This window comes from Kitasatospora sp. NPDC096204 (assembly GCF_044763205.1).
Classification (GTDB): domain Bacteria; phylum Actinomycetota; class Actinomycetes; order Streptomycetales; family Streptomycetaceae; genus Kitasatospora.
This window is the reverse complement of the sequence record NZ_JBIWFT010000005.1, coordinates 66,078-89,395: the sequence shown is the minus strand read 5'-3', so window position 1 is coordinate 89,395 and position 23,318 is coordinate 66,078. Positions and strand designations below refer to the sequence as shown.

The following is a 23,318-nucleotide window of genomic DNA, read 5'->3' as shown; positions in this document are numbered from 1 at the left end:
CGCTCACCCCAGCACCAGTTCCTCGGTGAGTGCCTGGAGCCGGAAGCGGGCGACGGCGAGGTTGCCCTCCGCCCGGTCCAGCCAGAGGTGCAGGACGAGCCTGCTGTCGAAGACGGTGTCGATGAAGCGGATCAGGTGGTAACTGCGGCCGGCGGTGACGATGATGTCCTCCAGCGGGGCCCGAGCGTCCTCCGTGACGGTGAACGTCTGGCTCTCAACGGCCGCCCGTACCAGGTCGGTTGCCTCGGCGGCGGAGGTCTCGTGCTCTCCGGCCGGGCTGTCGCCGAGGCTCCCGAGGGCGAGCCCGCTGCTCCAGTCGACCAGGCTCGCGGCGCGGGCCCCGGGGATCGCCATCGCTCCGGAGAGGCATTCGTCGATACCGGGCACACCGGCTCCTTCGCGGGGTCTGGGCGGCCGGGCGCGGCGCCGACCGATTCACCACCAGCAGTGGCTAGTTCGACACGGAAGGCTACTGCCGGATTCCGTACGACGAACATTCCAATGGCATATTCACATCAGTAGAGACCAGTTCCAGCCAAGAACTGACGTGGCATCAGGACGGGCCGGATGGCCGCGCCACTGGTGGACCGGGACCGTTGGGGCACCGTTCATCGGCCACCTGGCACGGCACCTTGGCCGACATCGAGCCCCGAGGGAGGGTTTCGAGGCTGAAAGTGCGATAAGAGGACACGGCCTTGGCGTGCGGACACGACGAAGGGGCCCGTTCCGCTGGACGGAACGAGCCCCTTCGATGGGAGCGCCAGGCCCGGATCGCACGGACTCTCCCTACTGAAAGTAGGGCGTGCTCTGGTAGCACCGCTGACGCCTGTTCGAGATCCGTTTCCCGGAAGGTCACTTCCTCTCGACGGGAAGAACACTAGCAGGCCGTCACGCCTGGTCAGAAATCCCGGCCGGGGCGCCCGGGCCAGCCGGAAGCGGTCGACCCAGCAGCGCCCGGTAGCCCTCGACCAGTGCGGTGAGCCCGAGCTCGAAGGCCCGGTCGGCGCGCTCGCGCCCGGCGGGGACGGCGTCCAGGGCCCCGGCCAGCCGCGGGGAGGCGGCGCGGTCGACGGCGTCGACCATGACGTCCGGGGCGACGAGGTCCAGCGCCGAGCCCAGGACGAAGCTCTCCAGGGCGGTGATCAGGCCCATCACGTCCCGGGCGGCGAAGCCCGCGTCCTCCAGGGTGGCGACGGCCCGCTCGTACAGCTCGTGCATGAACGGTTCGGCAAGCGGCGCCGTGGCCAGCAGCCGGACGATCCCGGGGTGTTCGGCGAAGGCGTCCCGGTAGGCGTGCGCCCAGGTGCGCAGCGCGGCGTCCCAGGACTGGTCCCACATCGACTGCTCGCCGATCGTGCGCACCAGCTCGGCGCGCATCAGGGCGACGATCTCGGCCCGGCCGGCCACGTGGTGGTAGAGCGCGGACGGGCTTACCTTGAGCGCACCGGCCAGCGCGGGGATGGTGAGGTCCCCCGCCTCGTCGACCAGCCGGAGCGCGGCGTCCACGATGCGCTGCCGGTCCAGCAGGGGTGTGCGCGGCCTGGGCATGCCCGGTTCCTCACCTTCGGGGCCGCCGAGCCGCCCGTCGGCCCCGGCAGACCAAGATCGTCGTTATCCAAGCGTTACTGAACGGCTTTCAGTAAAACCCTTCCGCACCCGCCGGTGCCGCGCCTACGGTAACCGAACCCCATTCGGTTAGGCAGGCCGCGCACCCGTCGGCCCGCCCTGCCCCGGAGAGGACGCACACCCCCGTATGCGTGCCGAAACGATCTTCACCGGCGGCCGGATCCACACCGGAGACCCCGCCCTCCCCCGCACCCACGCCCTCGCCGTCAGCGCGGGGCGGATCGCCGCCCTCGGCGACGCCGCCCTCGCGCTGCGCGACGAAGGCACCGAGACCGTCGACCTCGGCGGCGGCGCCCTGCTGCCCTCCTTCGGCGACGGCCACGTCCACCCGCTGCTCGGCGGCATCGGCCTGCGCGGCGCGCCGGTCCGCGACTGCACCAGCCTGGAGCAGGTCGTGGCGGCCGTCCGCGACTGGGCCCAGCGCCACCCCGAGGCCGAGTGGATCACCGGCGACGCCGTGGACCCGTGGCTGGCCGAGGGCGGGCTGTTCGACGCCCGGCTGCTCGACGCCGCCGTCCCGGACCGGCCGGTGCTGCTGCGCACCATGGACCACCACACCGGCTGGGCCAACAGCGAGGCGCTGCGCCGGGCCGGGTACGGACCGGACACGCCCGAGCCGGTGGGCGGCGAGATCGTCCGCCGGCCGGACGGCAGCCCGCTCGGCACCCTGCGCGAGTTCGGCGCGCTCAACCCCGTCCTCGCGCTCGTCCCGCCACCGCCGTTGGCCGAGCAGGTCACCGCGCTGCGGGAGACCACCGCCGCGCTCGCCGCCGCCGGACTCACCTGGCTCCAGGACGCCTGGGTCGAGCCCGCGCAGGTGGACACCTGGCTGGCGGCCGTCGCCGGGGAGGGCCTGCCGGTCCGGGCCGGGCTCGCCCTGCTGCTCGAACCGGACGGCTGGCGCGAGCGGCTCCCCCGCCTGGCCGCCGACCGGGACCGGGTCGAGGCCGCCGGGCGCGGGCAACTCACCGCGCGGGCGGTCAAGTTCTTCGCCGACGGCGTCATCGAGTCCGGGACGGCCGCGCTGCTGGAGCCGTACAGCGACTGCCCGCACTCCCACGGCGTCGCCAACTGGACCGGCGCCGAGCTGGCGGACGCCGTCACCGCCGTGGACGCGCTGGGCTTCCAGCCGCACATCCACGCGATCGGCGACCGCGGTGTGCGGATCGCGCTGGACGCCGTCGAGGCCGCCGTCCGCCGCAACGGGACGCGCGCCCGCCGGCCGGTGATCGCCCACGTCCAGCTGGTCCACCCCGACGACCTGCCGCGCTTCGCCGAACTCGGCGTGATCGCCAACTTCGAGCCACTGTGGGCACAGACCGACCCGCTGATGACCGAGCTGACCCTGCCCCGGATCGGCCCGGAGCGCGGCTCCCGGCAGTACCGGATCGCCGCCCTGCTGCGCGACGGCGCCCGGGTCTCCTTCGGCAGCGACTGGCCGGTCACCCGCTACGAGCCACTGGCCGGGCTGGCCACCGCCGTCACCCGACAGACCCCGGACGGCCTGCCCGACGGCGGCTGGCTGCCCGAGGAGCGGATCGGGCTCCCCGAGGCGCTGGCGGCGTACTCGACCGGCGTGGCGCACCAGGCCTTCGAGGAGACCGAGTGGGGTGTGCTGCGGCCGGGCATGCGGGCCGACCTGGTGCACCTGGCCACCGACCCGTACGCGGTGCCGGCCGGTGAGCTGGCCTCGATCGAGGTGGCCGGCACCTGGCTCGGCGGGCGGCGCACCCACGGTGGGCCGCCCGGTGACGACCGCGACCGCGACCGCTCGGCGGGCTCCACTCGCTCCACGCGCTCCACACGCTCCACACGCTGAAGCCGCTGAGGCTTCCCGGTCGCCCGGCCACCCGGCCCCCGGGCGCGCGCCCGCTCCGACGGGCTCGCGACCGGTTCCGGCTGGTTCCGGCTGGTTCCGGCCGTCCCCCACGGCGGCCATGACTCGTTCCCCGGTCGGCGGCCGACGCCCCGTCCGCCGCCGACCGCCCCACCCCCCGTTCGTACGACCCCAGGAGAGCTCCCCCATGACCCCGCCCTCCGACGCGGCCTCCTCCGCCGCACTCCGTCCGCCCGGCTCCGCTGCTCCCGACGCCTCATCCGCCGCCACCGCTCCGGCCCCGGCGGGATCGGCCGGCTCCCCCGGATCCCCCGGCGGGCTGGGGCGCGGGGTGCTCGGCACCGGCGACATCGTCTTCTTCGTCGTGGCCGCCGCCGCGCCGCTGACCGTGATGGCCGGCGTGGCGCCGTTCGCGATCTCCTTCGGCGGCATCGGCGCACCGGTCGCCTACCTGGCCACCGGGGTGGTGCTGGCGCTCTTCGCGGTCGGGTTCACCGCCATGACCGCGCACATCCGCAACGCGGGCGCCTTCTACGCCTACGTCACCCGCGGCCTCGGCCGGGCGGCCGGACTGGGCGCGGCACTGCTCGCGGTGCTCTCGTACAACGCGATCCAGATCGGCATGTTCGGCGCCTTCGGGTTCTTCGCCCACACCACGGCCGCCGACCTGCTCGGGCTGGACCTGCCCTGGCCGGTCTGGGCGCTGCTCGGGGTCGTGGTGGTCTGGTTCCTCGGCTTCCGCTCGATAGACCTCGGGGCCAAGGTGCTCGGGGCGCTGCTGATCGCCGAGACCGGCATCCTGCTGGTGCTCGCGGTGGCGGTGCTGGTCAAGGGCGGGGCGCACGGGCTGAGCCTGTCCTCGTTCGCCCCGGAGCACGTGTTCTCCGGCGGGATGGGCGGGGTGCTCGGGCTCTCCTTCGCCGCCTTCATCGGCTTCGAGGCCACCGCGATCTACCGCGAGGAGGCCCGGCAGCCGCACCGGACCGTGCCGCGCGCGACCTACGCCGCGATCGCCTTCCTCGGCCTCTTCTACACCTTCGTCACCTGGATGATCGTGCAGGCCTTCGGCGACACCGAGGCCGTCGCGACCGCCACCGCCGACCCGGCCGGGATGTTCTTCACCGCGATGACCGACTACGTCGGCGGCTGGGCGACGGACGTGCAGCGGGTGCTGATCGTCACCAGCCTGCTCGCGGCGTTGCTCGCCTTCCACAACACCATCACCCGGTACGGCTACGCGCTGGCCGCCGAGGGGGCCGCCCCGGCCGCGCTCGGCCGGATCCACCCGCGCCACGGCTCGCCGTGGATCGGCGGCATCGCCCAGTCGGTGCTGGCGGCGGTGGCCGTCGGGGTGGCGGCGCTGGTCGGCGCGGACCCGTACAACCAGTTCTTCCTCTGGGTGAACTCCCCCGGGGTGGTCGGCATCCTGGTGCTCCAGGCACTCGCCGGCCTCGCGGTGTTCGCCTTCTTCCGCCGCGACCGGGCGGCCGCCGCGAGCACCGGGGCGTTCCGTACCGTCGTGGCGCCGCTGGCCGCCACGGTGCTGCTGTGCGGGGCCACGGGGCTGGTGGTGTGGCGGCTCGACCTGTTCACCGGCGCCGGGCCGGAGGTCAACTGGCCGCTGGTCGCGATCGTGCCGGTGGTGTTCCTGACCGGCGTCGGGATCGCCTTGCGGCTGCGGGCCCGCCGGCCTGAGGTGTACGCGCGGCTCGGCACGACCGAGGTCGACGCGGGCTGAGCCGCGGGCCGAGCGAAGGTCGGCGGCCGGAGGCCAGGCCTGAGCGGGGCCCGGTTCGTCCCGGGCCCCGCTCAGGCCTGGCCGACGGCTTCGGCGAGGAGCCGGTAGGAGTCGAGCAGCGCGGTGCGGTCATAGGTGCTGGTGGTGACCAGGAACTCGTCCGCCCCGCTGCGTTCGACCAGCGCCGCCAGCTCGGCGGCGGCCTGCTCCGGGGTGCCCGCGATGTGGCCCTTCAACGACTGCTCGAACGCGGCCCGCTCCCGGGCCGTCATCTCCCGGGCGAGGATCCCGGCGGCGGGGGCCAGCGGCGGGAACTCCCCGTGGGTGCGGGAGTACGCCCCCGACCAGGCCTCCGGGACGAGCAGCTCGCGCGCCCGCTCGGCCGTCTCGGCGACGGCCACCGTGCCCGAGACCACCACGTACGGCTCGGCGGCCTGCGCGGAGGGACGGAATCGGCTGCGGTAGCGGTCGATCGCCGCGAGCATCCGCTCCTTCCCGCGCGGGGCGGCGACCACCAGCGGCAGCCCGGCGTCGGCGGCCAGGTCGGCGCCCTCGCCGGTGGCCAGGACGAAGGCCGGGACGTGCAGGCCCTCGGCGGGCCGGGCGTGGACTCCGCGGTGTGCCTGCTGCGAGCCGTCGAAGTAGCCGAGCAGCTCGGCCAGCTGGGCACCGAAGCCGTCGGCGGCGTCCTTCTCCCGCCCCAGCGCCCGCCGGACACCGTCGGTGAAGCCCACCGAGCGCCCGAGCCCCATGTCGATCCGCCCCGGGAACAGCGCGGCCAGCACCCCGAACTGCTCGGCCACCACCAGCGGCTGATGGTTGGGCAGCATCACCCCGCCGGTGCCGACCCTGATCCGTGTGGTGGCCGCCGCCACCGCCGCGGCGAGCACGGTGGGCGCCGATCCGGCCGCCCCCGGCACCCCGTGGTGCTCGGAGACCCAGAACCGGTGGTAGCCGAGCTGCTCCGCCTCCCGGGCGAAGGCCACCGTGTCCCGCAGTGCCTGGGCCGGCTCCTGGCCCTGTCTGGTCCGGGAGCGGTCGAGCACGGAGAGCCTGATCGTGGGCGCGGCACTTGTCACTCGACGGACAACGCCCGCCCGCCGCACGGGCATTCCCGACCAGCCGGGCCAGGGCCGAGACCGACGGCCGGCGCCGGCGCCGGAGCCGGAGCCGGAGCCGAGGCCGAGACCGAAGGTCGGCCGGTCAGGCGCCCGCCCCGGGTATTCGGCCCGGCCTGGGGTGCCCGGGCTCGGCGCCGGCACCGGCCCCGGCACCGGCCCGGGCCGTGGCCTTGCGGCGGCCCCACGGCTTGTACACCGAGAGGACCACGTTGACCAGGTAGAGCGTCAGCGCCACCGCCGGAACGATCACCGTGTTGTAGCGGACGAAGCCGAGGTCCGCCATCGTGATCGGGCCGGTGGGATGCGCGTCCGCCACCCGCACCGCGTCGTGCAGCCGGTCGGGGAGGGCGAGGACGGAGGCCGTCATCGCCCCGAGCGTCAGCCAGAACTTGGTGCTCACCCAGTGGTACCGGAACAGCCCCCAGGACGTGCCGAGCCCGAGCACCACCCCGCTCAGGAAAGTGAGCAGGCTCAACGGCAGGATCAGCGCGTCGCCGAGCAGGCCCATCGCCCGGTAAGCGGTGCGCAGCCGGTCGGCGTCCCCGGTCGTCAGCGCCGTCACCGCCAGGGTGAGCAGGCAGAGCATCAGTGCCGGCCAGCTCACCGACGCGACGACGTGCAGGACGACCAGTGGTTTGCGCGCCGCCGGCGGCAGACGGCGGCCCGCGGACGCGGACACGGGTGCCGCCTGTGGTGTCGGCTCGGACGCCGAGACGGCGCCGGTGGGCGAGCGCACGGGTACCTCCTTCGAGTCGGGGTCACGAGGACGGCCCCAGGCTCTCCCGTCCGCGCCTCATCCGGCATCTGACGGTGGAAGTAACCTCGCCTACTCCCGGGCGAGTACGCGCCCCCGGCGACAGCGGCGCCGTGCCTCCCCCGGAAGCAGCACCGGTCTCAGTCGACCACCGTGAACCCCTGTGCCGCGCCGAGCCGGCTCAGCGAGGCCTGTCCGGGAATCCCGTCCGCCGCCCCCGCCTCGTACCCGCACCGCCGCTGCCAGGCCGCGTACGCGGAGACCGTCCGGCTGCCGAACGAGCCGTCCACCCACCGCTGGTCGAGCAGCCCCTCGTCGACGAGCGCCTGCTCCACGATCGCCGCCTCGGACCCGTACGTCAGGTGCCCCTGCTCGGCTCCCGGGTCGGTGCGGGCGGCCGCGATCACGTGGGACACCGAGACCGTCCGCGGGCCGGGCAGGTAGCCGAGCAGCCGGCGCAGCGAGCCCGCGCCCGGGACGCCGTCCGCCGCCTGCCCGGAGTAGCCCAGACTCCCCTGGTAGTCCGCGTAGTTGTCGGTGTCCGCGTCCGTCCAGTCCGGGCCGGGGCCGGAGCGGTAGTGGCCGCCGAAGCCGTGCGAGACCAGCGCCCGCCCGACCACCGTCACCTGGTAGCCCCGGGCGCCGTAGCCGTACGGCAGGCCGTTGATGCTGACCTGGTAGCGGGCGGGCGTGGCCGGGGGCACCGGGTGCTGCTGCGAGGGCGGGTCGTCCGGGAAGCCGGGCCCGGCGGTGAAGTCGGGCCAGGAGCCGGGGTCGGTGTGGTCGTTGTAGGGCACGTGGGCGTGCGCGTACCAGCCGCCGAAGGCCTCCCACGCCCGCTCGTCGCGGTGGCCGGAGAAGTCGGTCGGCCGGCCCATCGGCCAGATGTCGGGCACGCCCCAGGAGGAGATCCAGGCGTGGATCCGGTTCCAGCCCGCGCAGGGGGTGTCGACCAGCCGCGGGTAGACACGGCCCTGGTAGCGGCAGTAGGGGAAGAACACCGCCTCGATCTGGACCACCACCCGCCCGGCCCGGTTGGTGCGGGTCGGGCTCTGGGCGGGGCTGAGCAGGCTCTTCGAGCGGGAGTCGGCCGGGAACAGCTGCGCCGTGCGGCCGCTGAACGGGTCCCAGACCAGGTGCGGCGCGTCACCGGCGCCGCTGCCGGTGAAGTAGCCGACCAGGTCCTCGTAGGAGCACCAGTCCTGCGGCGCCGCGGCGGTCGCGTTGCGGTCCCAGGTGATGTGGGCGATGGCCTTCGGCGGGTACTGCTGATCGGTCGGCGCGTGGTCACCGAGGTCGTGGATCTCGGCTCCGGGCAGCCACAGGTCGGGCATGACGGGCTCCTCCGAACGGCGTAAGGGCATCACCTCGGGTATCGGCAGGTGGGGGTCGCCGATTGACCCCGACGGCGCGACGCCCGGCGGTGAACCCCCCGCGCCCGTGCGGCCGTTCGACTCGACAGGGGGCATTCGCCCCCACGTGCGATTCGAGCGCCCGTGCGGGGGCGCCCGGTCGCCCGGAAGGGGGCGCATCCCACCCCCGGCGGGGCCTCGCTGTCAATCGTTGACAGCAAAAGTGGTCTAGTCCACGATTGTCCGGCGGACCGGCCCGAGCTTGCGCACGGGGTCCTCACGTGCGCCCGACTTGCCTTTGCCGCAAGGAATCTGACGAACCGACGGAGATGCCCGCACCATGCAGAGAGTCTGCCTCGCCCTGCCCACCATGCGCCCCTGCCCCGAGACCATCACGGCCCTCGCCGAGGAGGCGGCCTACGCCGTCGCCACCTTCGGGGTCGAGGTGCACCTCCTCGTCCTCGACACCACCGACGCCGCCGACTTCGCGCGGAACGCGGGCGCCGTGGCCGCGCTGCCCCCCACCCCCGGCGTGGTCGTCCACCACCTGGGCGAGGCGCGGCAGCGGGAGTTCCTGCGCCGGGTGGCCGAGCGCTCCGGCGCCGCCGACCCCGAGCTGCTGCTCGACCTGATGCTCCCGCGGGCCGTCGCGTACGGCTCCTGCGTCAACCGGCTCTTCCTGGGCGCGGCCGCCCTGGGCTGCACCTCGGCGCACCTGCGCAACGACGACTTCGACTACCAGGTCGTCGACGGTCGGAAGATGTTCCCGATCCACCACGAGCTGCTCTCGATCGGCCGGCCGGCCGGCGAGGCGGTGTCCGGCGTCACCCGCTCCGAGCTGGACCCGGCCGACGCGGACAGGCCGGTGATGCTGGTCAGCGGCTCCTTCATCGGCGAACTCAACGTGGACATCGGCGAGATCCTGGAGCTGGACCCGGCCGTCTACCGCGAGGTGGTGCGCCTGTGGACCCCGCCGGTGTGGTCGCAGGAGGAACAGGACGCGATGGTGGACGTCTCCTTCAAGGGCGCCGGCTCCGAACCGTTCGACACCGACGAGTCCGTCCTCGGCGTGCCCGACATCTGGGACGTCTACATGTGCAACATCGCCCTGGACCACCGGGCCTACGAGGTGCTGCCGCTCCTGCCCTCGATCGAGACCATCGGCAGCGACTACGCCCTGCTGCACGCCATGGTCCACTCCGGCATGCCCGGCGTCGTCCACAACCGCCACATCGTCAACTACTACACGCCCGAGCGCCGCACCGGCGCCGGCTTCGTCTCCTACCAGCTGCGGTTCGTCAAGTTCCTGCTCTCGATGCTGTACCTGTACCCGGTCTACGGCGGGATGATCGACCTCGGCCGCGGGCTGCTGGACGAGCGGCACGGGCTGAGGGTCGAGCCGGTGCTCGACCTGGTGCGGGGCAGCGTCGACTGGGACCGGGCCGGGAACGAGCACTGCCTGGACGTCCTGGACCGCTCCTACCGCAAGCTGGGCGGCAAGTACGCCGAGCTCGCGGACGTGGTGGCCGGGCGGCGCCGGCAGCTCCTGGACGAGGCGCGGGCGGACGCCGAGCGCTGGGCGGTGCTGGTGGAGGCCTGGGCGGCGCTGGTGGCCGCCTCCCGCGCGGAGGGGCTCGGCGCCGCCCCGGAGGGTCCGGCCCGGTGAGCGAGGACCTCCGGATCCGGCTCCTGGCCGAGGGCGACTGGGACGCCGTGGTCGCGCTGGAGCACGACGCCTACGCGGCCGACGGCCTGTCGGAGGGCCGGGAGGCGCTGCGGTCCCGGGCCCTCAGCTCGCCCGGCACCTGCTTCGTGCTGGAGCGGCGGGGCACGGTGTGCGGCTACCTGCTGAGCCTGCCGTACCCGCCGCTGCACTGCCCGGACCTCGACCGGCCGGAGGCGGCGGCGTACGAGTCGCGCAACCTGCACGTGCACGACCTGGTGATCGCCGAGGAGCTGCGCGGCCGGGAGGTCGCGCTGGGGTTCATCCGGCACTTCCGGTCGCACGCGGAGGAGCTGGGCTTCGAGCGGATCTCGATGGTCGCGGTGCGCGGCGCCGACATCCTGCTGCGACTGCTCGGCTACCGGGCGCACCGGGAGGTGGCGGTCCCGGCGTCCTACGGGCGGCGCGCGGTGTACATGTCGATGCCGGTGCGCTGACCTGCGGGGACGCGCGAACGAGCGATCACTCCTTCGGCCTAGCTAGGACGGCGGGGATCACCCCGTCGGGTGAAGCTGGTGGCGGCTGTGCTCCCCGCGCAGCCGCCGGCAGTACCCGCCCGCACGCCCGAGGAGCCGGCGCATGAAGGGAGCCAGCACATGAAGGGAGCCAGCGCATGAAGGCCGCCGTCGTCCGTGAGTTCACCGCACCGCTGGTCGTCGAGGACCGTCCGGTACCCGAGCCGGCCGCGCACCAGGTCCGGGTCCGGATCGAGGCCTCCGGCCTGTGCCACACGGACATCCACGCCGCCCGCGGCGACTGGCCGGTCCAGCCCAGCCCGCCGTTCGTCCCCGGACACGAGGGCGTCGGCATCGTCGAGGCCGCCGGCGAGCTGGTCCGCCACGTCCGGGTCGGCGAACGGGTCGCCATCCCCTGGCTCGCGGACGCCTGCGGACACTGCGACCAGTGCGTGACCGGCTGGGAGACCCTCTGCCTCCACCAGCACAACAGCGGCTACTCCGTCGACGGCGCCTACACCGAGTACGCCCTCGCCCACGGCGACTACGTCGTCCCCGTCCCCGACGGCATCGACCCCCTCGACGCCGCCCCGCTGTCCTGCGCCGGCGTCACCACCTACAAGGCCCTCAAGGTCTCCGGCGCCCGCCCCGGCACCCGCGTCCTGGTCTCCGGCATCGGCGGCCTGGGCCACCTCGCCCTCCAGTACGCCCGGCTCTGCGGCGCCGAGACCATCGCCGTCGACGTCACCGACGACAAACTCGCCCTCGCCCGCGACCTCGGCGCCGACCACGTCATCGACGCCCGCACCCAGGACGTCGCCGCCGAGGTCCAGGCCCTCGGCGGCGCCCACGCCGCGATCGCCCTCGCCGTCAGCAACGCCTCCTTCCAGGCCGCCTACGGCGCCCTGCGCCGCGGCGGCACCCTCGTCCTGGTCGCCCTCCCCGCCGGCGGCAAACTCGAACTCCCCGTCTTCGAAACGGTGTTGAACGGCACCAAGGTCATCGGCTCGATCGTCGGCACCCGCGAGGACCTCGCCGAGGTCTTCCGCCTGCACGCCCTCGGCCGCACCCGGGTCATCCGCGAGACCCGCCGACTCGAAGACGTCAACACCTGCTTCGACGAAGTCCTCAGCGGCAAGGTCTCCGCCCGCCTGGTCTTCGACCTGCGCTGACCGACCCCACCGGCCGGGCCGCACCCCGAAAACCGCTGGCGGGCCCGGCCGGCCCGCGGGCACGATGCCCGGATGCCGCCGCTGCTGTACGCCGTCGCCCGCAACCCCGCCCTGCCACCGGACCTCCTGCGGCTGCTGCTCGACACCGCCGACGCCGACGAGGAACTCGCCCACGCCCTCGCGGGGCGGACGGACCTCGACCCGGCACAGGTCCGGCGGCTCGCCGGGCGCCATGAGGAGGCCGCCGTCCGACTCGCCGCCGGCGGGCTGCTGCCCGCGGCAGAGGTCGATCCGCTCGCCCGGCCGGGCGTCGCGATCGCCCTGCTGGAGGACGGACGCGGGGCCCCGACCTGGGCCCTTGCGCTGTCCGGCGTCGCGGACCGGTACCTCCGGATCCGGCTGGCCTCCTGCCCGGGGCTTCCGGACGAAGCCGCCGAAACCCTCGCGGCCGACCAGGACACCGACGTGGTGGCCGAACTCGGCCTCCACACCCGCCGGCCGGACCTGCTGGCCCGCCTCGCCCGACACCCCGGGAACGACGTGCGGCGCTGGGTCGCGGCGAACGAGGCGGCCCCGCCCGAACTGCTCACCGCGTTGCTCGCCGACGAGGACGTCCACGTCCGCGGCCACGCGGCCGGCAACCCCGCGACCCCGGCGACGGCCGCCGCCCGGGCCCTCACCGACGACCCGCTGGTCCGGCGGAAGCTCGCCGAGCACCCCGGGCTGCCGGCCGGGCTCTACCACCGGCTCGCCGAGGACGACACCCCCTGGATCCGGGACAACCTCGCCCGGAACCCCGGGATCGACCCGCCACTGCTGCGCCGCCTCGCCACCGACCCGGACCGCGACGTGCGACACCGGCTCGCCCACCACCCGTACGTCCCACTCGACGTCCTCGGCCGACTCGCCGTCACCGTCCGGCTCGGCCCCGCCCTGCTCCCCCGGATCGCCGACGCCTCCCCGGACGAACTCGCCGCTCTCGCAGGCGACTCGGAGCCTCGCGTGCGGATGCTCGTCGCCCAGCACCGCGACCTGCCCGCGCCGGTGCGCGACCGGCTGGCCGAGGACCCGGACGCGAGCGTGGCGAACGCCGTCGCCCCGCACCCCGGCCTCCCGCCCGCCCGGCTCGTCGGCCTGCTCGACCGGTTCGGCTCCAAGGTGGCCACCGCGCTGGCCGCCAACCCCGACGCCCCGGCCGCCCTGCTCGACCGCATCGCCACCACCACACCCGTCCCCGCCAAGGCCCTGCGGGCCATCGCCGCCCACCGCCACGCCACCCCCGACGCCCTCGCCCGCTGCCTCACCTCCCCGGACCCCCGCACGGCCGAGGCCGCCGCGGCCAACCCCGCACTGCCCCCGAACGCCCAACGGGCCCTGATCGGTTAGGGCCTGTCCGTCGACCGGCTCGGACCGGGGCGGCGCGGTGGCGGGGTGCCTGCACCGCGAAGCGAAGGCGGGAGCGCCTCCGGGCCGAAGGCGGGGCGCGGAGCCACCACGGCGGGGAGCGCCTCCCCGGCCGGAGGCTGGGCGCGGCTCAGCGCGCCCACGCCGCAAAGCGGAGGCGGGGCCGCCTCCCGGCCGGAGGCTGGGGGCCATCGGCGGCGGGCGACGACGCCGGGGCGGCCGCCGGCGTGGCGGGGAACCGCGGGACGCGCCTGTACCGGCGGCGTCCGGGTGGCGTCGCGGTTGCGTCTCCGTTCCGGTCGGCGTGGGTACGAACCGGGCCGCGGTCCGGGATGGTGAGGGCAACCACTCGTACGGCAAGGGGAGTTGCCATGGGGGACGGCCTGGATCCGGCATCGGACGCGGTGGCGGCACTGCTCGGGGGCGGGCCGCATCAGGCGGTGGCGGACGTCCTGCGGGCACGGTTGCGGATGGTGCTGGAGGGGGCCCGGGCGCTCGCGGCGACGGAGGCGAGCCCGGGGGACGCGCAGGCACGGGCGCTGCTGACCGCCGCCGTCGCGCACCTGCTGGCCTCGGACCCGGCGTTCGCGCACTACCTGGCCACCACCGGGCTCGGGAAGCCCACCGATCCACCGACCGTCCAGCTGCGCGGCGAGCCCGGCACCGTGCAGCTGCGGTTCGACCCGCCGTCCGCGCCGCCCCCGAAGGGCCCGACCACCGTCCGTCTGCGGACCGGCCCCGCGGACGCCCGCGCCCGGGCGCTCGCCGCCCGCAGGAGCAGCACCGGGATCGCGGTGGCGCTCGCCCTGGTGCTGGTCGCCGCGCTGGCCGCACTCGGTGTCCACCTCGCCTCGCGCCCGCTGCTGAAGCCGGGCGGGCCCGATCTGGCGCACGCCGCACGGCCGCTGAACGATCCGAGGCTGGTGGTGCGGGTGCTGCCCGACGAGGGGACGATGACGGACGGCTGGCGGCTGCGGCTGGGGCCGACGGCGGGGGCCGGCATCGGCAGCGAACTGCCGTGCCTGTTGCCGGACGCCTGTGACGAGCAACTCGCCCACGGCGTCGTGACGTACGGTACGGACTCGGCGCGGACCGCGGAGTTCGACGTGGCCACCTTCGCCTCCCCGGAGGCCGCCACCCGCGCCTTCCGCACCGCGCTCGACCGGGCCGGTGACCCGAAACCGTCGATGGCCGTCCCCCTGATCGGCGATCAGGGCGCCGTCCGCGTCCAGGACGGCCGGTCGGCGGTGGCCGTGATCCGGGTGGGCAGCGTGCTGCTGCTCGTACGCGTCGAGGCTCCGGGCACCGACCTCAGCATGCCCGGGTTCCTCGCCCTCGCCCGGCTGGCCGCCGAGCGTGCCCGGCAGGTGCAGGAGGGGAACCTGCCCGATTCCTCCTGGCCGACGGCGGTCCGACGGGACTGACCGTAGCCACGGCGGGCCCGGGCCCGCCGACCACCGGCCCTGCCGACCGCCGCGGCGGCGGTCCGTCGCCCGAATGCATGTACCGGTCTCTTGACTGGCGTCACCGACGCGCGATACTGGGCTCACTCCCCGCTCGCACAACGAGGTGCCGCCCATGGAGCTCTCACCCTCGGCGCACGTGGACACGTTCTGTCGAGACCACCTCCCGCCCTTCGAGCAGTGGCCCGAACTCCTTTTCGAACTCCCGGAGTTGGCCTATCCCGACCGCCTGAACTGCGCCGCCGCCCTGCTCGACGACACCATCGAACGCCTCGGCCCCGACCGCCCCTGCCTGCTCACCCCCACCGGGCGGTGGAGCTACGGCGAACTGCGCGACCACGCCGACCGGATCGCCCGGCTGCTGACCGAGGACCTCGGCCTCGTCCCCGGCAATCGCGTTCTGCTGCGTGGCCCCAACACCCCCTGGCTGGCCGCCTGTTGGCTCGGCGTGCTGAAGGCCGGCGCAGTGGCCGTCACCACCGTTCCGCTGCTGCGCGCCGCCGAGCTGACCGAGCTGCACGACATCGCCGGGCCCGTCCTCGCCCTGTGCGACCACCGCTTCCTGGACGAGCTGCACCGGGCGCGGACCCCCGGCCTGCGCGTCCTCGGCTACGGCGGCCCCGGCCCCGAGGACCTCACCGCCCGCTGCGCCGCCAAGCCCGCCGGATTCCCCGCCGTCCCCACCGCCGCCGACGACGTCGCGCTGATCGCCTTCACCTCCGGCACCACCGGCCGCCCCAAGGCCACCCTGCACTTCCACCGCGACGTGCTCGCCATCGCCGACACCTTCTCCCGCCACCTGCTCCGCCCCACCCCCGAGGACCTCTTCACCGGCACCCCGCCGCTCGGCTTCACCTTCGGCCTGGGCGGCCTGCTGGTGTTCCCGCTGCGGGCGGGGGCCGCCAGCCTGCTGCTGGAGCAGGCCACCCCCGAGCAGCTCGCCGAGCAGGTCCGGCGCCACGGGGTGAGCGTGCTGTTCACCGCGCCGACCGCCTACCGGGCGATCCTCGCCGCCGGGCTGGCCGACCGGCTGACCGGGGTGCGGCGCTGCGTCTCGGCGGGCGAGCCGCTGTCCGCCGCCGTCTGGCAGGCCTTCCACGCGGCCACCGGGCAGCGGCTGATCGACGGCATCGGCGCCACCGAGCTGCTGCACGTGTTCGTCTCGGCCGCCGACCAGGACCTCCGCCCCGGCTCCACCGGCCGGCCCGTCCCCGGGTTCCGGGCCGCGGTCCTGGACGGACAGGGCCGCCCGGTGCCGGACGGCGAGCCCGGGCTGCTCGCCGTGAAGGGCCCGACCGGCTGCCGCTACCTGGACGACGAGCGCCAGCTGGACTACGTCCGCGGCGGCTGGAACCTCACCGGCGACACCTACGTCCGGGACCACGACGGCTACTTCTGGTTCCGGGCTCGCAGCGACGACATGATCGTCTCGGCCGGCTACAACATCGCCGGGCCCGAGGTGGAACAGGCGCTCGCCGCCCACCCCGACGTGGCCGACTGCGCGGTGGTCGGCGCGCCGGACGAGCGGCGCGGCGCGGTGGTCAAGGCGTACGTGGTGCTGCGTGCGGGCGTGCCGGCCGGGACCGAGACCGCGCGCGGGCTCCAGGAGCACGTCAAACGCACCATCGCGCCGTACAAGTACCCGCGGGCGGTCGAGTTCGTACCCGAGCTGCCGCGCACCGCGACCGGCAAGCTGCACCGCGCCGAGCTGCGCCGACGGGCCGCGCGGACTCCCGCCAGTGTCAGCATCGAGCGCCGGGTGGAGTGGTTCGACACCGACGCCGCCGGGCACTACCACTTCTCCGCCGTGCAGCGCTGGGCCGAGGCGGCGGAGGCGGCCCTGCTGCGCCGGCTGGGGCTGGCCGACCTGTTCGGGCGGATCCCCCGGGTGCACTTCGAGGCCGACTACCGGGAACGGCTCTGGTTCGGCGACCTCGTCCGCACCGAGCTGCGGGTGGACCGGGTCGGCGGATCCTCGCTGCACTACGCCTTCGAGGTGCACGGTCCGCACGGGCTGGCCGCGAGCGGGCGGATGTCGGTGGTGCACTCCGCGCCGCACGACGGGGGCGCCCAGCCGTGGCCCGCGCAGGTCCGCCGGACGCTGGCGGAGGCCGGGCCGCAGCGGCCGGAGGTGGTCGCATGAGCCCCCGGGCAGCCGCGCGCCAGGAACCGGCCACGAACCTGGAACCAGCCGCGAGCCAGGAACCGGCCACCACGCCCGAGACGGCCACGAGCCAGGAGACCGACGCATGAGCGCGGCCCGCGACCGCGCCCGGATCGCGGTGGTCGGCGCCGGTCCCGGCGGTCTCTACTTCGCCGCCCTGGCCAAGCAGTTGGCGCCCGACCGGGAGATCACCGTCTTCGAACGGAACGCCCGGGACAACGAGTCCGGCTTCGGCGTCGTCTTCTCCGACGAGACCCTGGACGGCATCGCCCGGGCCGACCCGCGCGTCTTCGCCGCGATCAGCGCCGAGTTCGCCCGCTGGAGCGACATCGACATCCGCTACGCGGGCGAGGTCCGCACCAGCGGCGGCCACGGCTTCGCCGCCCTGGACCGCAACCGGCTGCGCGCCATCCTGCAACAGCGCTGCGCGGAGCTGGCGGTGGACGTGCGCTACCGCACCCCCGCCCCGCCGGTGGACCGGCTCTCCGCCGAGCACGACCTGGTGGTGGCCGCCGACGGCATCCGCTCCGGCACCAGGGCCGCGCACCCGGAGAGCTTCCGCCCCGAACTGGACGAGCGCCACTGCCGCTACATGTGGCTCGCCACCGACAAGGTCTTCGAGGCCTTCACCTTCATCGTCGAGCGGTTCGACTTCGGCGTCCTCCAGGTGCACGCCTACCCGTACAGTGCCACCCGCTCGACCTTCGTCGTCGAGGCGGCCGCGGACTCCTGGCGCCGCGCGGGCTTCGAGGTGCTCGCCGCACGGGAGCCGGCGCGCGGCGAGAGCGACCTGGCGAGCGTGCGGCGCTGCGCGGAGCTGTTCGCCGGGCACCTGGACGGCCACCGGCTGATTCCCAACGCCTCCCGCTGGATCCGCTTCACCACGGTGCGGAACGCGGGTTGGCGCCACCGCAACGTGGTCCTGCTCGGAGACGCCGCGCACTCCGCGCACTTCTCGATCGGCTCGGGCACCAAGCTCGCCCTGGAGGACGCCCTCGCCCTGGCCGCCGCGCTGGGTGAACAACCCACCCTGGACGAGGCCCTGGCCGCCTACGAGGCCGAGCGGCGCCCGGTGGTGGAGTCCACCCAGCGTGCCGCGCAGGCCAGTCTGGAGTGGTTCGAGACCATCGGGCGGCGCACCGGCCAGGGCCCCGACCGGTTCGCCTTCAACCTGCTCACCCGCAGCCGACGGGTCACCTACGGCAACCTGCGGGCCCGCGACCCCGCCTTCGTGGACGCCGTGGACGCCGCCGTCGGCGGCTCGCCCGGGGTGCCGCCGATGTTCCGGCCGCTGAAACTGGGCGCGTTGGAGCTGCGCAACCGCATCGTGGTGCCCCCGCTCGCCACCTACACCTCCCCCGACACGCTGCCCAGCGACTTCGACCGCGCCCAGCTGACCGGCCACGCGCTCGGCGGCGCGGGGCTGGTGCTCGCCGGAATGACGGCGGTCGGCCCCGAGGGCCGGGCCACCGACCGCAGTCCGGGCCTGTGGACCGACCGCCAGGAGGGCGCCTGGCGTCAACTCGTGAACGCGGTACGGGCGGTGAGCGACACCCCGCTCGGCATCCAGCTGACCCACGCCGGGCGCCGGGGCGCGACCGCCACCCCCGGGCCGGACGGCGTCGGGCGCCCGCTCGCCGACGGCTGGCCGCTGATCGCCCCCTCGGCCCTCCCCTGGGACCCGGACAGCCCGGTGCCGCACGAGGCGAACGACATCCAACTGGCGGCTGTCACCGCGGACTTCGCGGCCGCCGCCGAGCGGGCCGCACGGGCCGGCTTCGACGTGCTGGAGCTCCAGTTCGGCCACGGCCACCTGCTCTCCTCCTTCCTCTCCCCGCTCACCAACCGCCGCACCGACCACTACGGCGGCCCGCTCGCCCACCGGCTGCGGCTGCCGCTGGAGGTGCTGACGGCGGTGCGCGCCGTCTGGCCCGCCGGCCGGCCGCTGCTGGTGCGGATCTCGGCGAGCGACTGGGCGCCCGGCGGCACCACCGAGGAGGAGGCCGTGGCGATCTGCCGCGCGCTCGGCGGGGCCGGGGCCGACGCGCTGGACGTCTCCACCGGCGAGGTGGTGGCGCACCAGCGGCCGCCGTACGGGCGCGGCTACCAGACGCCCTTCGCCGAGCTGGTCCGCGCCGCCACCGGAGTGCCGACCATCGCGGTCGGCGCGATCTCCGGCTTCGACGACGCCGACTCCGTGCTGCTGGCCGGACGGGCCGACCTGGTCGCGGTCGGCCGCGCGCAGCTGTACGACCCGCTCTGGACGCTGCACGCCGCCGCCGAGCAGGGCTACACCGGACCGGGCGCCCGCTGGCCGGAGCCCTGGCGGGCGGGCAGCCGCAAGCCGCCGGGCCCGAACGCCGACCGGGTCGCCCCGCGCCTGCGACTGCTGCGCGAGCCGCCCCCGCCCGTCCACCGCCGCTGGTCACCGCCCCGTCCCGACGCCCCCGAGGAGTGACGAGGAACCATGCCGCAGCTGCCCCGCTTCACCGCCGCCGCCGTCCAGGCCGCCCCGGTCTACCTGGACCCGGCCGCCACCGTCGACAAGGCCGTCGCGCTGATCCACGAGGCGGCCGGGCACGGCGCCGAACTGGTGGTCTTCCCCGAGGTCTTCGTGCCCGGCTACCCGTACTGGAACTGGACGATGAACCCGGTGCAGGGCTCGCCCTGGTTCGAGCGCCTGTACCGGGCCGCCGTGGACGTCCCCGGCCCGTACGTCGACACCCTGCGGGCCGCCGCCCGGCAGGCCGGCGTGGTGCTGGTGATCGGGGTCAACGAACGCGGCGGGCCCGGCCTCGGGCTGCTGTACAACACCCTGCTGATCATCGACGCGGACGGCGAACTGCTCGGCGCGCACCGCAAACTGGTGCCGACCTGGGCCGAGAAGCTGACCTGGGGGCAGGGCGACGGCAGCACCCTCACGGTGCACCCCACCGCCGTCGGCCCGCTCGGCGCGCTGGCCTGCGGCGAGAACACCAACCCGCTGGCCCGCTTCGCCCTGCTGGCGCAGGGCGAACTGGTCCACGTCGCCTGCTACATCGCGCTGCCGGTGGGCCCCGAGGACTACGACATGGCGGACTCGATCGCGCTGCGCACCGCCGCGCACTGCTTCGAGGGCAAGGTGTTCTCCGTGGTCTCCTGCTCCACCGTCTCGCCCGAGATCGTGGACCTGATCGCCGGCGACGACCCGCGGGTCCGCAAGCAGCTCGCCCGGCCGCACAGCGCCCTGTCCGGGATCTTCGGCCCGGACGGCCGCCCGGTCACCGAGCCGCTGGTGGACGAGGAGGGCGTCGTCTACGCCGAGATCGACCTCGGCCGCTGCGTCCAGCCCAAGCAGATGCACGACATCGTCGGCCACTACAACCGCTTCGACGTCTTCCGGCTGCACGTGGACAACCGTCCGCTGCGGCCGCTGGTGTTCCCCGAGGAGGAAGCATGACCAGCAGCGAACGCGCCCCCGAACCCTTCACCGAACGCGCCCCCGAGCGTCTCACCGAACGCGCCCCCACCCGTGACGACGTCCACGACGACGACCGGATCGGCCGGGCCCGGGTCACCGACAGCCCCGAACTGCTGGCCTACTACGATGAGTTGGCCGAGCACGAGGCCGGCGCCCTGTGGACGGTCGCCAACGAGATCGAGCCCTGGTACCCCCAGCCGAAGTCCGTCCCTGTGCTCTGGCGCTACGCCGACCTCCGCCCGCTGGTGCGCAAGGCGCTGCCGCTGGTGAAGGCCGACGACGCCGGGCGCCGGGTGGTGATGCTGGTGAACCCCGGCCGACGCGAACTGAGCGCCGCTGTCGGCCTGTTGTACACCGGACTGCAGATCATGGGCCCCGGCGAGGCGATGACCGCGCACCGCCACCAGGCCGCCGCCCTGCGCTTCGTCCACGAGGGCACCGGCGCCTGGACCGTCGTGGACGGGCAGAAGCTCAGGGTCGGCCCGCGCGACTTCGCGATCACCCCGAACAACACCTGGCACGAGCACGGCAACGAGGCCGACGACGCCCCGGTGATCTGGCAGGACGGCCTGGACATCCCGCTGGTCAACACCCTCGACGCCAACTTCTACGAGGTCCACCCGGAGCTGTACCAGCGGCCCGGACCGGTCGTCAACTCCTCGCTGCTCAGCCACGGCGGCAACCTGCTGCCGTACGGCGTCGAGAAGTGGACCCGGCCCTACTCGCCGCTGCTCGGCTGGCCCTGGGAGCCCAGCTATGAGGCGCTGTGCCGGCTCGCCCGCGCCACGGAGGGATCGCCCTACGACGGCGTGATCATGGAGTACACCAACCCCGTCACCGGTGGCCCGGTCATGCCGACCATGTCCGCCCACCTGCAGCTGCTGCGCCCGGGCCAGGCCACCCGCGCCCACCGGCACACCGGGTCGGTGGTGTACACCGCGGCCAAGGGGCGCGGCGTCTCGGTGATCGCCGGACGGCGCTTCGAGTGGCAGCAGGGGGACGTCTTCGTCGTCCCGTCCTGGGCCTGGCACGAACACGCGAACCTCGGCCAGGGCGAGGACGCCTGCCTGTTCTCCTTCAACGACTTCCCGGTGATGCGCTCGCTCGGCCTGCACCGCGAGGAGGCCCACCCGGACGGGCAGCAGCCCACCACCACCGCCTGACCAGGAGCCCCGCCACCATGCACCTGCTGACCTTCCGCACCGACGGCACCGACCGCACCGACCGCACCGGCGGCACCGACCGCACCGGCGGCCACGGCACCCCCCGCCTCGGCGTCCGGATCGACGGCGACCGGGTCGCCGACCTGACCGCCCTCGCCACCGCCGCCGGGGCCCAACTTCCCCCTGACCTCCTCGGGTTGATCCGCGCCGGGGAGCCGGCCCTGGCCACCGCCCGCCGGCTGCTCGCCGGGTCCCCCGCCACCAGGCCGCTCGCCGAGGTCTCACTGTGCGCGCCGCTGCGCCCCGGCAAGATCGTCGGCGTCGGCCTCAACTACGTGGAGCACGTGGCGGAGTCGCACCGCACCCTGGACACCGACCGCGAACTGCCCGACCGCCCGGTGCTGTTCGGCAAGCCCTCGACCGCCGTCACCGGCCCGGGCGGGCCCATCCCGCACAACGCCGCCCTCACCAAGCAGCTCGACTGGGAGTGCGAACTCGCCGTGGTGATCGGCACACCGGCCTTCCGGGTCACCGAGGAGGACGCGCTGCGGCACGTCTTCGGCTACAGCATCGTCAACGACATCAGCGCCCGCGACCAGCGCCGCTCCGGCCAGTGGTTCTTCTCCAAGGGCCAGGACGGCTACGCCCCCTTCGGCCCGGTCGTGGTGACCGCCGACGAGATCCCCGACCCGCAGCGGCTCGACCTCTCGCTGAAGGTCAACGGCGAACTGCGGCAGGACTCCAACACCCGCCACATGCTGTTCGGCGTCGCCCGCCTGATCGCCGACATCTCCTCCGGCGTCACCCTGGAACCGGGCGACGTGATCGCCACCGGCTCCCCCTCGGGCGTCGGCGCCGGGATGGTGCCCCCGCAGTTCCTCCAGCCCGGAGACCTGGTCGAGGCCACCATCGAGCGGATCGGCACGCTCGCCAACCCGGTGATCGACGCCCGCTGACCCGCCCCGGACCGGAAGGAGCACCACCCGATGACCACCTACCGGATCGGCCAGATTGTCCCGAGCTCCAACGTCACCATGGAGACCGAGGTCCCCGCCCTGCTGCGGGCCCGCGAGGCGGTCGCGCCCGAGCGGTTCACCTTCCACTCCAGCCGGATGCGGATGACCAGGGTCACCCCCGAGCAACTGCGGGCCATGGACGGCGAGTCCGACCGCTGCGCCGCCGAGCTGTCGGACGCCCGGGTGGACGTGATCGGCTACGCCTGCCTGGTCGCCGTGATGGCCACCGGCCCCGGCTACCACCGCCGGGCCGAGCGGAGGCTGCACCTGCGCACCGTCCAGAACGGAGCCCCCGCGCCCGTGGTCACCAGCGCCGGCGCGCTCGTCGCCGGGCTGCACGAACTCGGGGCCGCGAAGGTCGCGATGGTCACCCCGTACCTGCGCCCGCTGGCCCGCACGGTGGTCGAGTACCTCGCCGCGGAGGGCATCGAGGTGCTCGACCACGCGGCCCTGGAGATCGCCGACAACCTCGACGTGGCCGCCCACGACCCGGCCCGGCTCCCCGCGATCGCCCGCGCGCTCGCGTACACCGAGGCGGACGCGGTGGTGCTCTCGGCCTGCGTGCAGATGCCGTCCCTGTCCGCCGTCGAGGAGGCCGAGCAGCAGCTGGGCAAGCCGGTGGTCTCGGCCGCCGTCTGCACCGCCCACCAGCTCCTGCGGGCCCTCGGCCTGCCCGCCTTCGCGCCCGGAGCCGGGCACCTGCTCTCCGGCGCCTACCCGTAGCAGAGGGCGTGTCCGGCGATTCCCGCCGAGCGCGCGATTCCCGCCGTGCGCGCGACGCCGCCGAGCGCACGGCGCCCGCCGGGAGCGCGGCGGGCGCCGTCGGACTCGCCTTAGCAGACCGTCCCCGCCGTTCCCGCCCGATCGGCG

18 protein-coding genes and 1 pseudogene are annotated in these 23,318 nt (G+C 74.7%); 14 read left to right on the top strand and 5 right to left on the bottom strand.

Going from position 1 to position 23,318, the window contains the following annotated elements:
• Positions 1–3: 3 nt before the first annotated feature.
• Together ACIQ87_RS07415 and ACIQ87_RS07410 are read right to left on the bottom strand one after the other, a co-directional pair.
• The gene (locus ACIQ87_RS07415) at positions 4–387 is read right to left on the bottom strand and encodes a hypothetical protein (protein ID WP_402402918.1); all 384 of its coding nucleotides are present in this window, start codon (positions 385–387) and stop codon (positions 4–6) included.
• A 501-nt stretch (positions 388–888) separates the two neighbouring features.
• The gene (locus ACIQ87_RS07410) at positions 889–1,548 is read right to left on the bottom strand and encodes a TetR/AcrR family transcriptional regulator C-terminal domain-containing protein (protein WP_402402915.1); all 660 of its coding nucleotides are present in this window, start codon (positions 1,546–1,548) and stop codon (positions 889–891) included.
• A gap of 205 nt (positions 1,549–1,753) precedes the next feature.
• Between ACIQ87_RS07410 and ACIQ87_RS07405 the strand changes: the two genes are divergently transcribed.
• Together ACIQ87_RS07405 and ACIQ87_RS07400 are read left to right on the top strand one after the other, a co-directional pair.
• Entirely contained in the window at positions 1,754–3,445 is a 1,692-nt protein-coding gene (locus ACIQ87_RS07405) for an amidohydrolase (RefSeq protein WP_402402913.1), read from the top strand.
• 205 nt (positions 3,446–3,650) lie between these two features.
• Entirely contained in the window at positions 3,651–5,201 is a 1,551-nt protein-coding gene (locus tag ACIQ87_RS07400) for an APC family permease (protein ID WP_402402910.1), read from the top strand.
• Between the two features lie 71 nt (positions 5,202–5,272).
• On the opposite strand, the gene ACIQ87_RS07395 is transcribed toward ACIQ87_RS07400, so the two are convergent.
• The 3 genes from ACIQ87_RS07395 to ACIQ87_RS07385 form a co-directional block, all read right to left on the bottom strand.
• Positions 5,273–6,280, bottom strand: a complete 1,008-nt coding sequence (locus tag ACIQ87_RS07395; RefSeq protein ID WP_402402908.1) for an LLM class flavin-dependent oxidoreductase — start codon at positions 6,278–6,280, stop codon at positions 5,273–5,275.
• A gap of 124 nt (positions 6,281–6,404) precedes the next feature.
• Entirely contained in the window at positions 6,405–7,058 is a 654-nt protein-coding gene (locus ACIQ87_RS07390) for a DUF2269 domain-containing protein (protein WP_402402905.1), read from the bottom strand.
• 158 nt (positions 7,059–7,216) lie between these two features.
• Complete coding sequence (locus ACIQ87_RS07385) at positions 7,217–8,410, bottom strand: peptidoglycan-binding protein (RefSeq protein ID WP_402402902.1); 1,194 nt, start codon at positions 8,408–8,410, stop codon at positions 7,217–7,219.
• 358 nt (positions 8,411–8,768) lie between these two features.
• Here ACIQ87_RS07385 and ACIQ87_RS07380 point away from each other — a divergent pair, with 358 nt between their 5' ends.
• The 12 genes and pseudogenes from ACIQ87_RS07380 (at position 8,769) to ACIQ87_RS07325 (ending at position 23,171) form a co-directional block, all read left to right on the top strand.
• Positions 8,769–10,094: a DUF6271 family protein gene (locus tag ACIQ87_RS07380; protein WP_402402899.1), complete on the top strand. Its 1,326-nt coding sequence runs from the start codon at positions 8,769–8,771 to the stop codon at positions 10,092–10,094.
• A complete protein-coding gene (locus ACIQ87_RS07375) occupies positions 10,091–10,588 on the top strand; it encodes a GNAT family N-acetyltransferase (RefSeq protein WP_402402896.1) in 498 nt (165 codons plus the stop codon). The genes ACIQ87_RS07380 and ACIQ87_RS07375 overlap by 4 nt, the downstream gene beginning before the upstream one ends.
• A gap of 176 nt (positions 10,589–10,764) precedes the next feature.
• The gene (gene adhP / locus ACIQ87_RS07370) at positions 10,765–11,778 is read left to right on the top strand and encodes an alcohol dehydrogenase AdhP (protein WP_402402893.1); all 1,014 of its coding nucleotides are present in this window, start codon (positions 10,765–10,767) and stop codon (positions 11,776–11,778) included.
• A 72-nt stretch (positions 11,779–11,850) separates the two neighbouring features.
• Complete coding sequence (locus ACIQ87_RS07365) at positions 11,851–13,164, top strand: hypothetical protein (RefSeq protein WP_402402891.1); 1,314 nt, start codon at positions 11,851–11,853, stop codon at positions 13,162–13,164.
• Between the two features lie 389 nt (positions 13,165–13,553).
• Positions 13,554–14,606, top strand: a complete 1,053-nt coding sequence (locus ACIQ87_RS07360) for a hypothetical protein (protein WP_402402889.1) — start codon at positions 13,554–13,556, stop codon at positions 14,604–14,606.
• Between the two features lie 154 nt (positions 14,607–14,760).
• Positions 14,761–16,359: pseudogene (locus tag ACIQ87_RS07355) on the top strand (AMP-binding protein); the annotation flags it as partial.
• A 45-nt stretch (positions 16,360–16,404) separates the two neighbouring features.
• Positions 16,405–16,788 carry an acyl-CoA thioesterase gene (locus ACIQ87_RS07350; protein WP_392915487.1) on the top strand — a complete coding sequence of 128 codons (384 nt, stop codon included), beginning with the start codon at positions 16,405–16,407 and terminating at the stop codon, positions 16,786–16,788.
• 106 nt (positions 16,789–16,894) lie between these two features.
• The gene (locus ACIQ87_RS07345) at positions 16,895–19,267 is read left to right on the top strand and encodes an FAD-dependent monooxygenase (protein WP_402402886.1); all 2,373 of its coding nucleotides are present in this window, start codon (positions 16,895–16,897) and stop codon (positions 19,265–19,267) included.
• Positions 19,268–19,276: 9 nt separating this feature from the next.
• Positions 19,277–20,248 carry a carbon-nitrogen hydrolase family protein gene (locus ACIQ87_RS07340; protein ID WP_402402883.1) on the top strand — a complete coding sequence of 324 codons (972 nt, stop codon included), beginning with the start codon at positions 19,277–19,279 and terminating at the stop codon, positions 20,246–20,248.
• Positions 20,245–21,432 (top strand): cupin domain-containing protein, encoded by a 1,188-nt coding sequence (locus tag ACIQ87_RS07335; RefSeq protein WP_402402880.1) that lies wholly within the window; start codon positions 20,245–20,247, stop codon positions 21,430–21,432. Before ACIQ87_RS07340 ends, ACIQ87_RS07335 begins: the two co-directional genes overlap by 4 nt.
• 17 nt (positions 21,433–21,449) lie before the next feature.
• Entirely contained in the window at positions 21,450–22,388 is a 939-nt protein-coding gene (locus tag ACIQ87_RS07330) for a fumarylacetoacetate hydrolase family protein (protein WP_402402877.1), read from the top strand.
• Positions 22,389–22,418: 30 nt separating this feature from the next.
• Positions 22,419–23,171, top strand: a complete 753-nt coding sequence (locus ACIQ87_RS07325) for an Asp/Glu racemase (protein WP_402402875.1) — start codon at positions 22,419–22,421, stop codon at positions 23,169–23,171.
• Positions 23,172–23,318: the final 147 nt, after the last annotated feature.

What these genes read in the sequence shown, in the direction of transcription:
- ACIQ87_RS07410 (WP_402402915.1), bottom strand. Translation starts at nt 1,548, where the DNA reads ATGCCCAGGCCGCGCACACCCCTGCTGGACCGGCAGCGCATCGTGGAC.
- ACIQ87_RS07405 (WP_402402913.1), top strand. Translation starts at nt 1,754, where the DNA reads ATGCGTGCCGAAACGATCTTCACCGGCGGCCGGATCCACACCGGAGAC.
- ACIQ87_RS07400 (WP_402402910.1), top strand. Translation starts at nt 3,651, where the DNA reads ATGACCCCGCCCTCCGACGCGGCCTCCTCCGCCGCACTCCGTCCGCCC.
- ACIQ87_RS07385 (WP_402402902.1), bottom strand. Translation starts at nt 8,410, where the DNA reads ATGCCCGACCTGTGGCTGCCCGGAGCCGAGATCCACGACCTCGGTGAC.
- ACIQ87_RS07380 (WP_402402899.1), top strand. Translation starts at nt 8,769, where the DNA reads ATGCAGAGAGTCTGCCTCGCCCTGCCCACCATGCGCCCCTGCCCCGAG.
- adhP (WP_402402893.1), top strand. Translation starts at nt 10,765, where the DNA reads ATGAAGGCCGCCGTCGTCCGTGAGTTCACCGCACCGCTGGTCGTCGAG.
- ACIQ87_RS07365 (WP_402402891.1), top strand. Translation starts at nt 11,851, where the DNA reads ATGCCGCCGCTGCTGTACGCCGTCGCCCGCAACCCCGCCCTGCCACCG.
- ACIQ87_RS07360 (WP_402402889.1), top strand. Translation starts at nt 13,554, where the DNA reads ATGGGGGACGGCCTGGATCCGGCATCGGACGCGGTGGCGGCACTGCTC.
- ACIQ87_RS07345 (WP_402402886.1), top strand. Translation starts at nt 16,895, where the DNA reads ATGAGCGCGGCCCGCGACCGCGCCCGGATCGCGGTGGTCGGCGCCGGT.
- ACIQ87_RS07340 (WP_402402883.1), top strand. Translation starts at nt 19,277, where the DNA reads ATGCCGCAGCTGCCCCGCTTCACCGCCGCCGCCGTCCAGGCCGCCCCG.
- ACIQ87_RS07335 (WP_402402880.1), top strand. Translation starts at nt 20,245, where the DNA reads ATGACCAGCAGCGAACGCGCCCCCGAACCCTTCACCGAACGCGCCCCC.
- ACIQ87_RS07330 (WP_402402877.1), top strand. Translation starts at nt 21,450, where the DNA reads ATGCACCTGCTGACCTTCCGCACCGACGGCACCGACCGCACCGACCGC.
- ACIQ87_RS07325 (WP_402402875.1), top strand. Translation starts at nt 22,419, where the DNA reads ATGACCACCTACCGGATCGGCCAGATTGTCCCGAGCTCCAACGTCACC.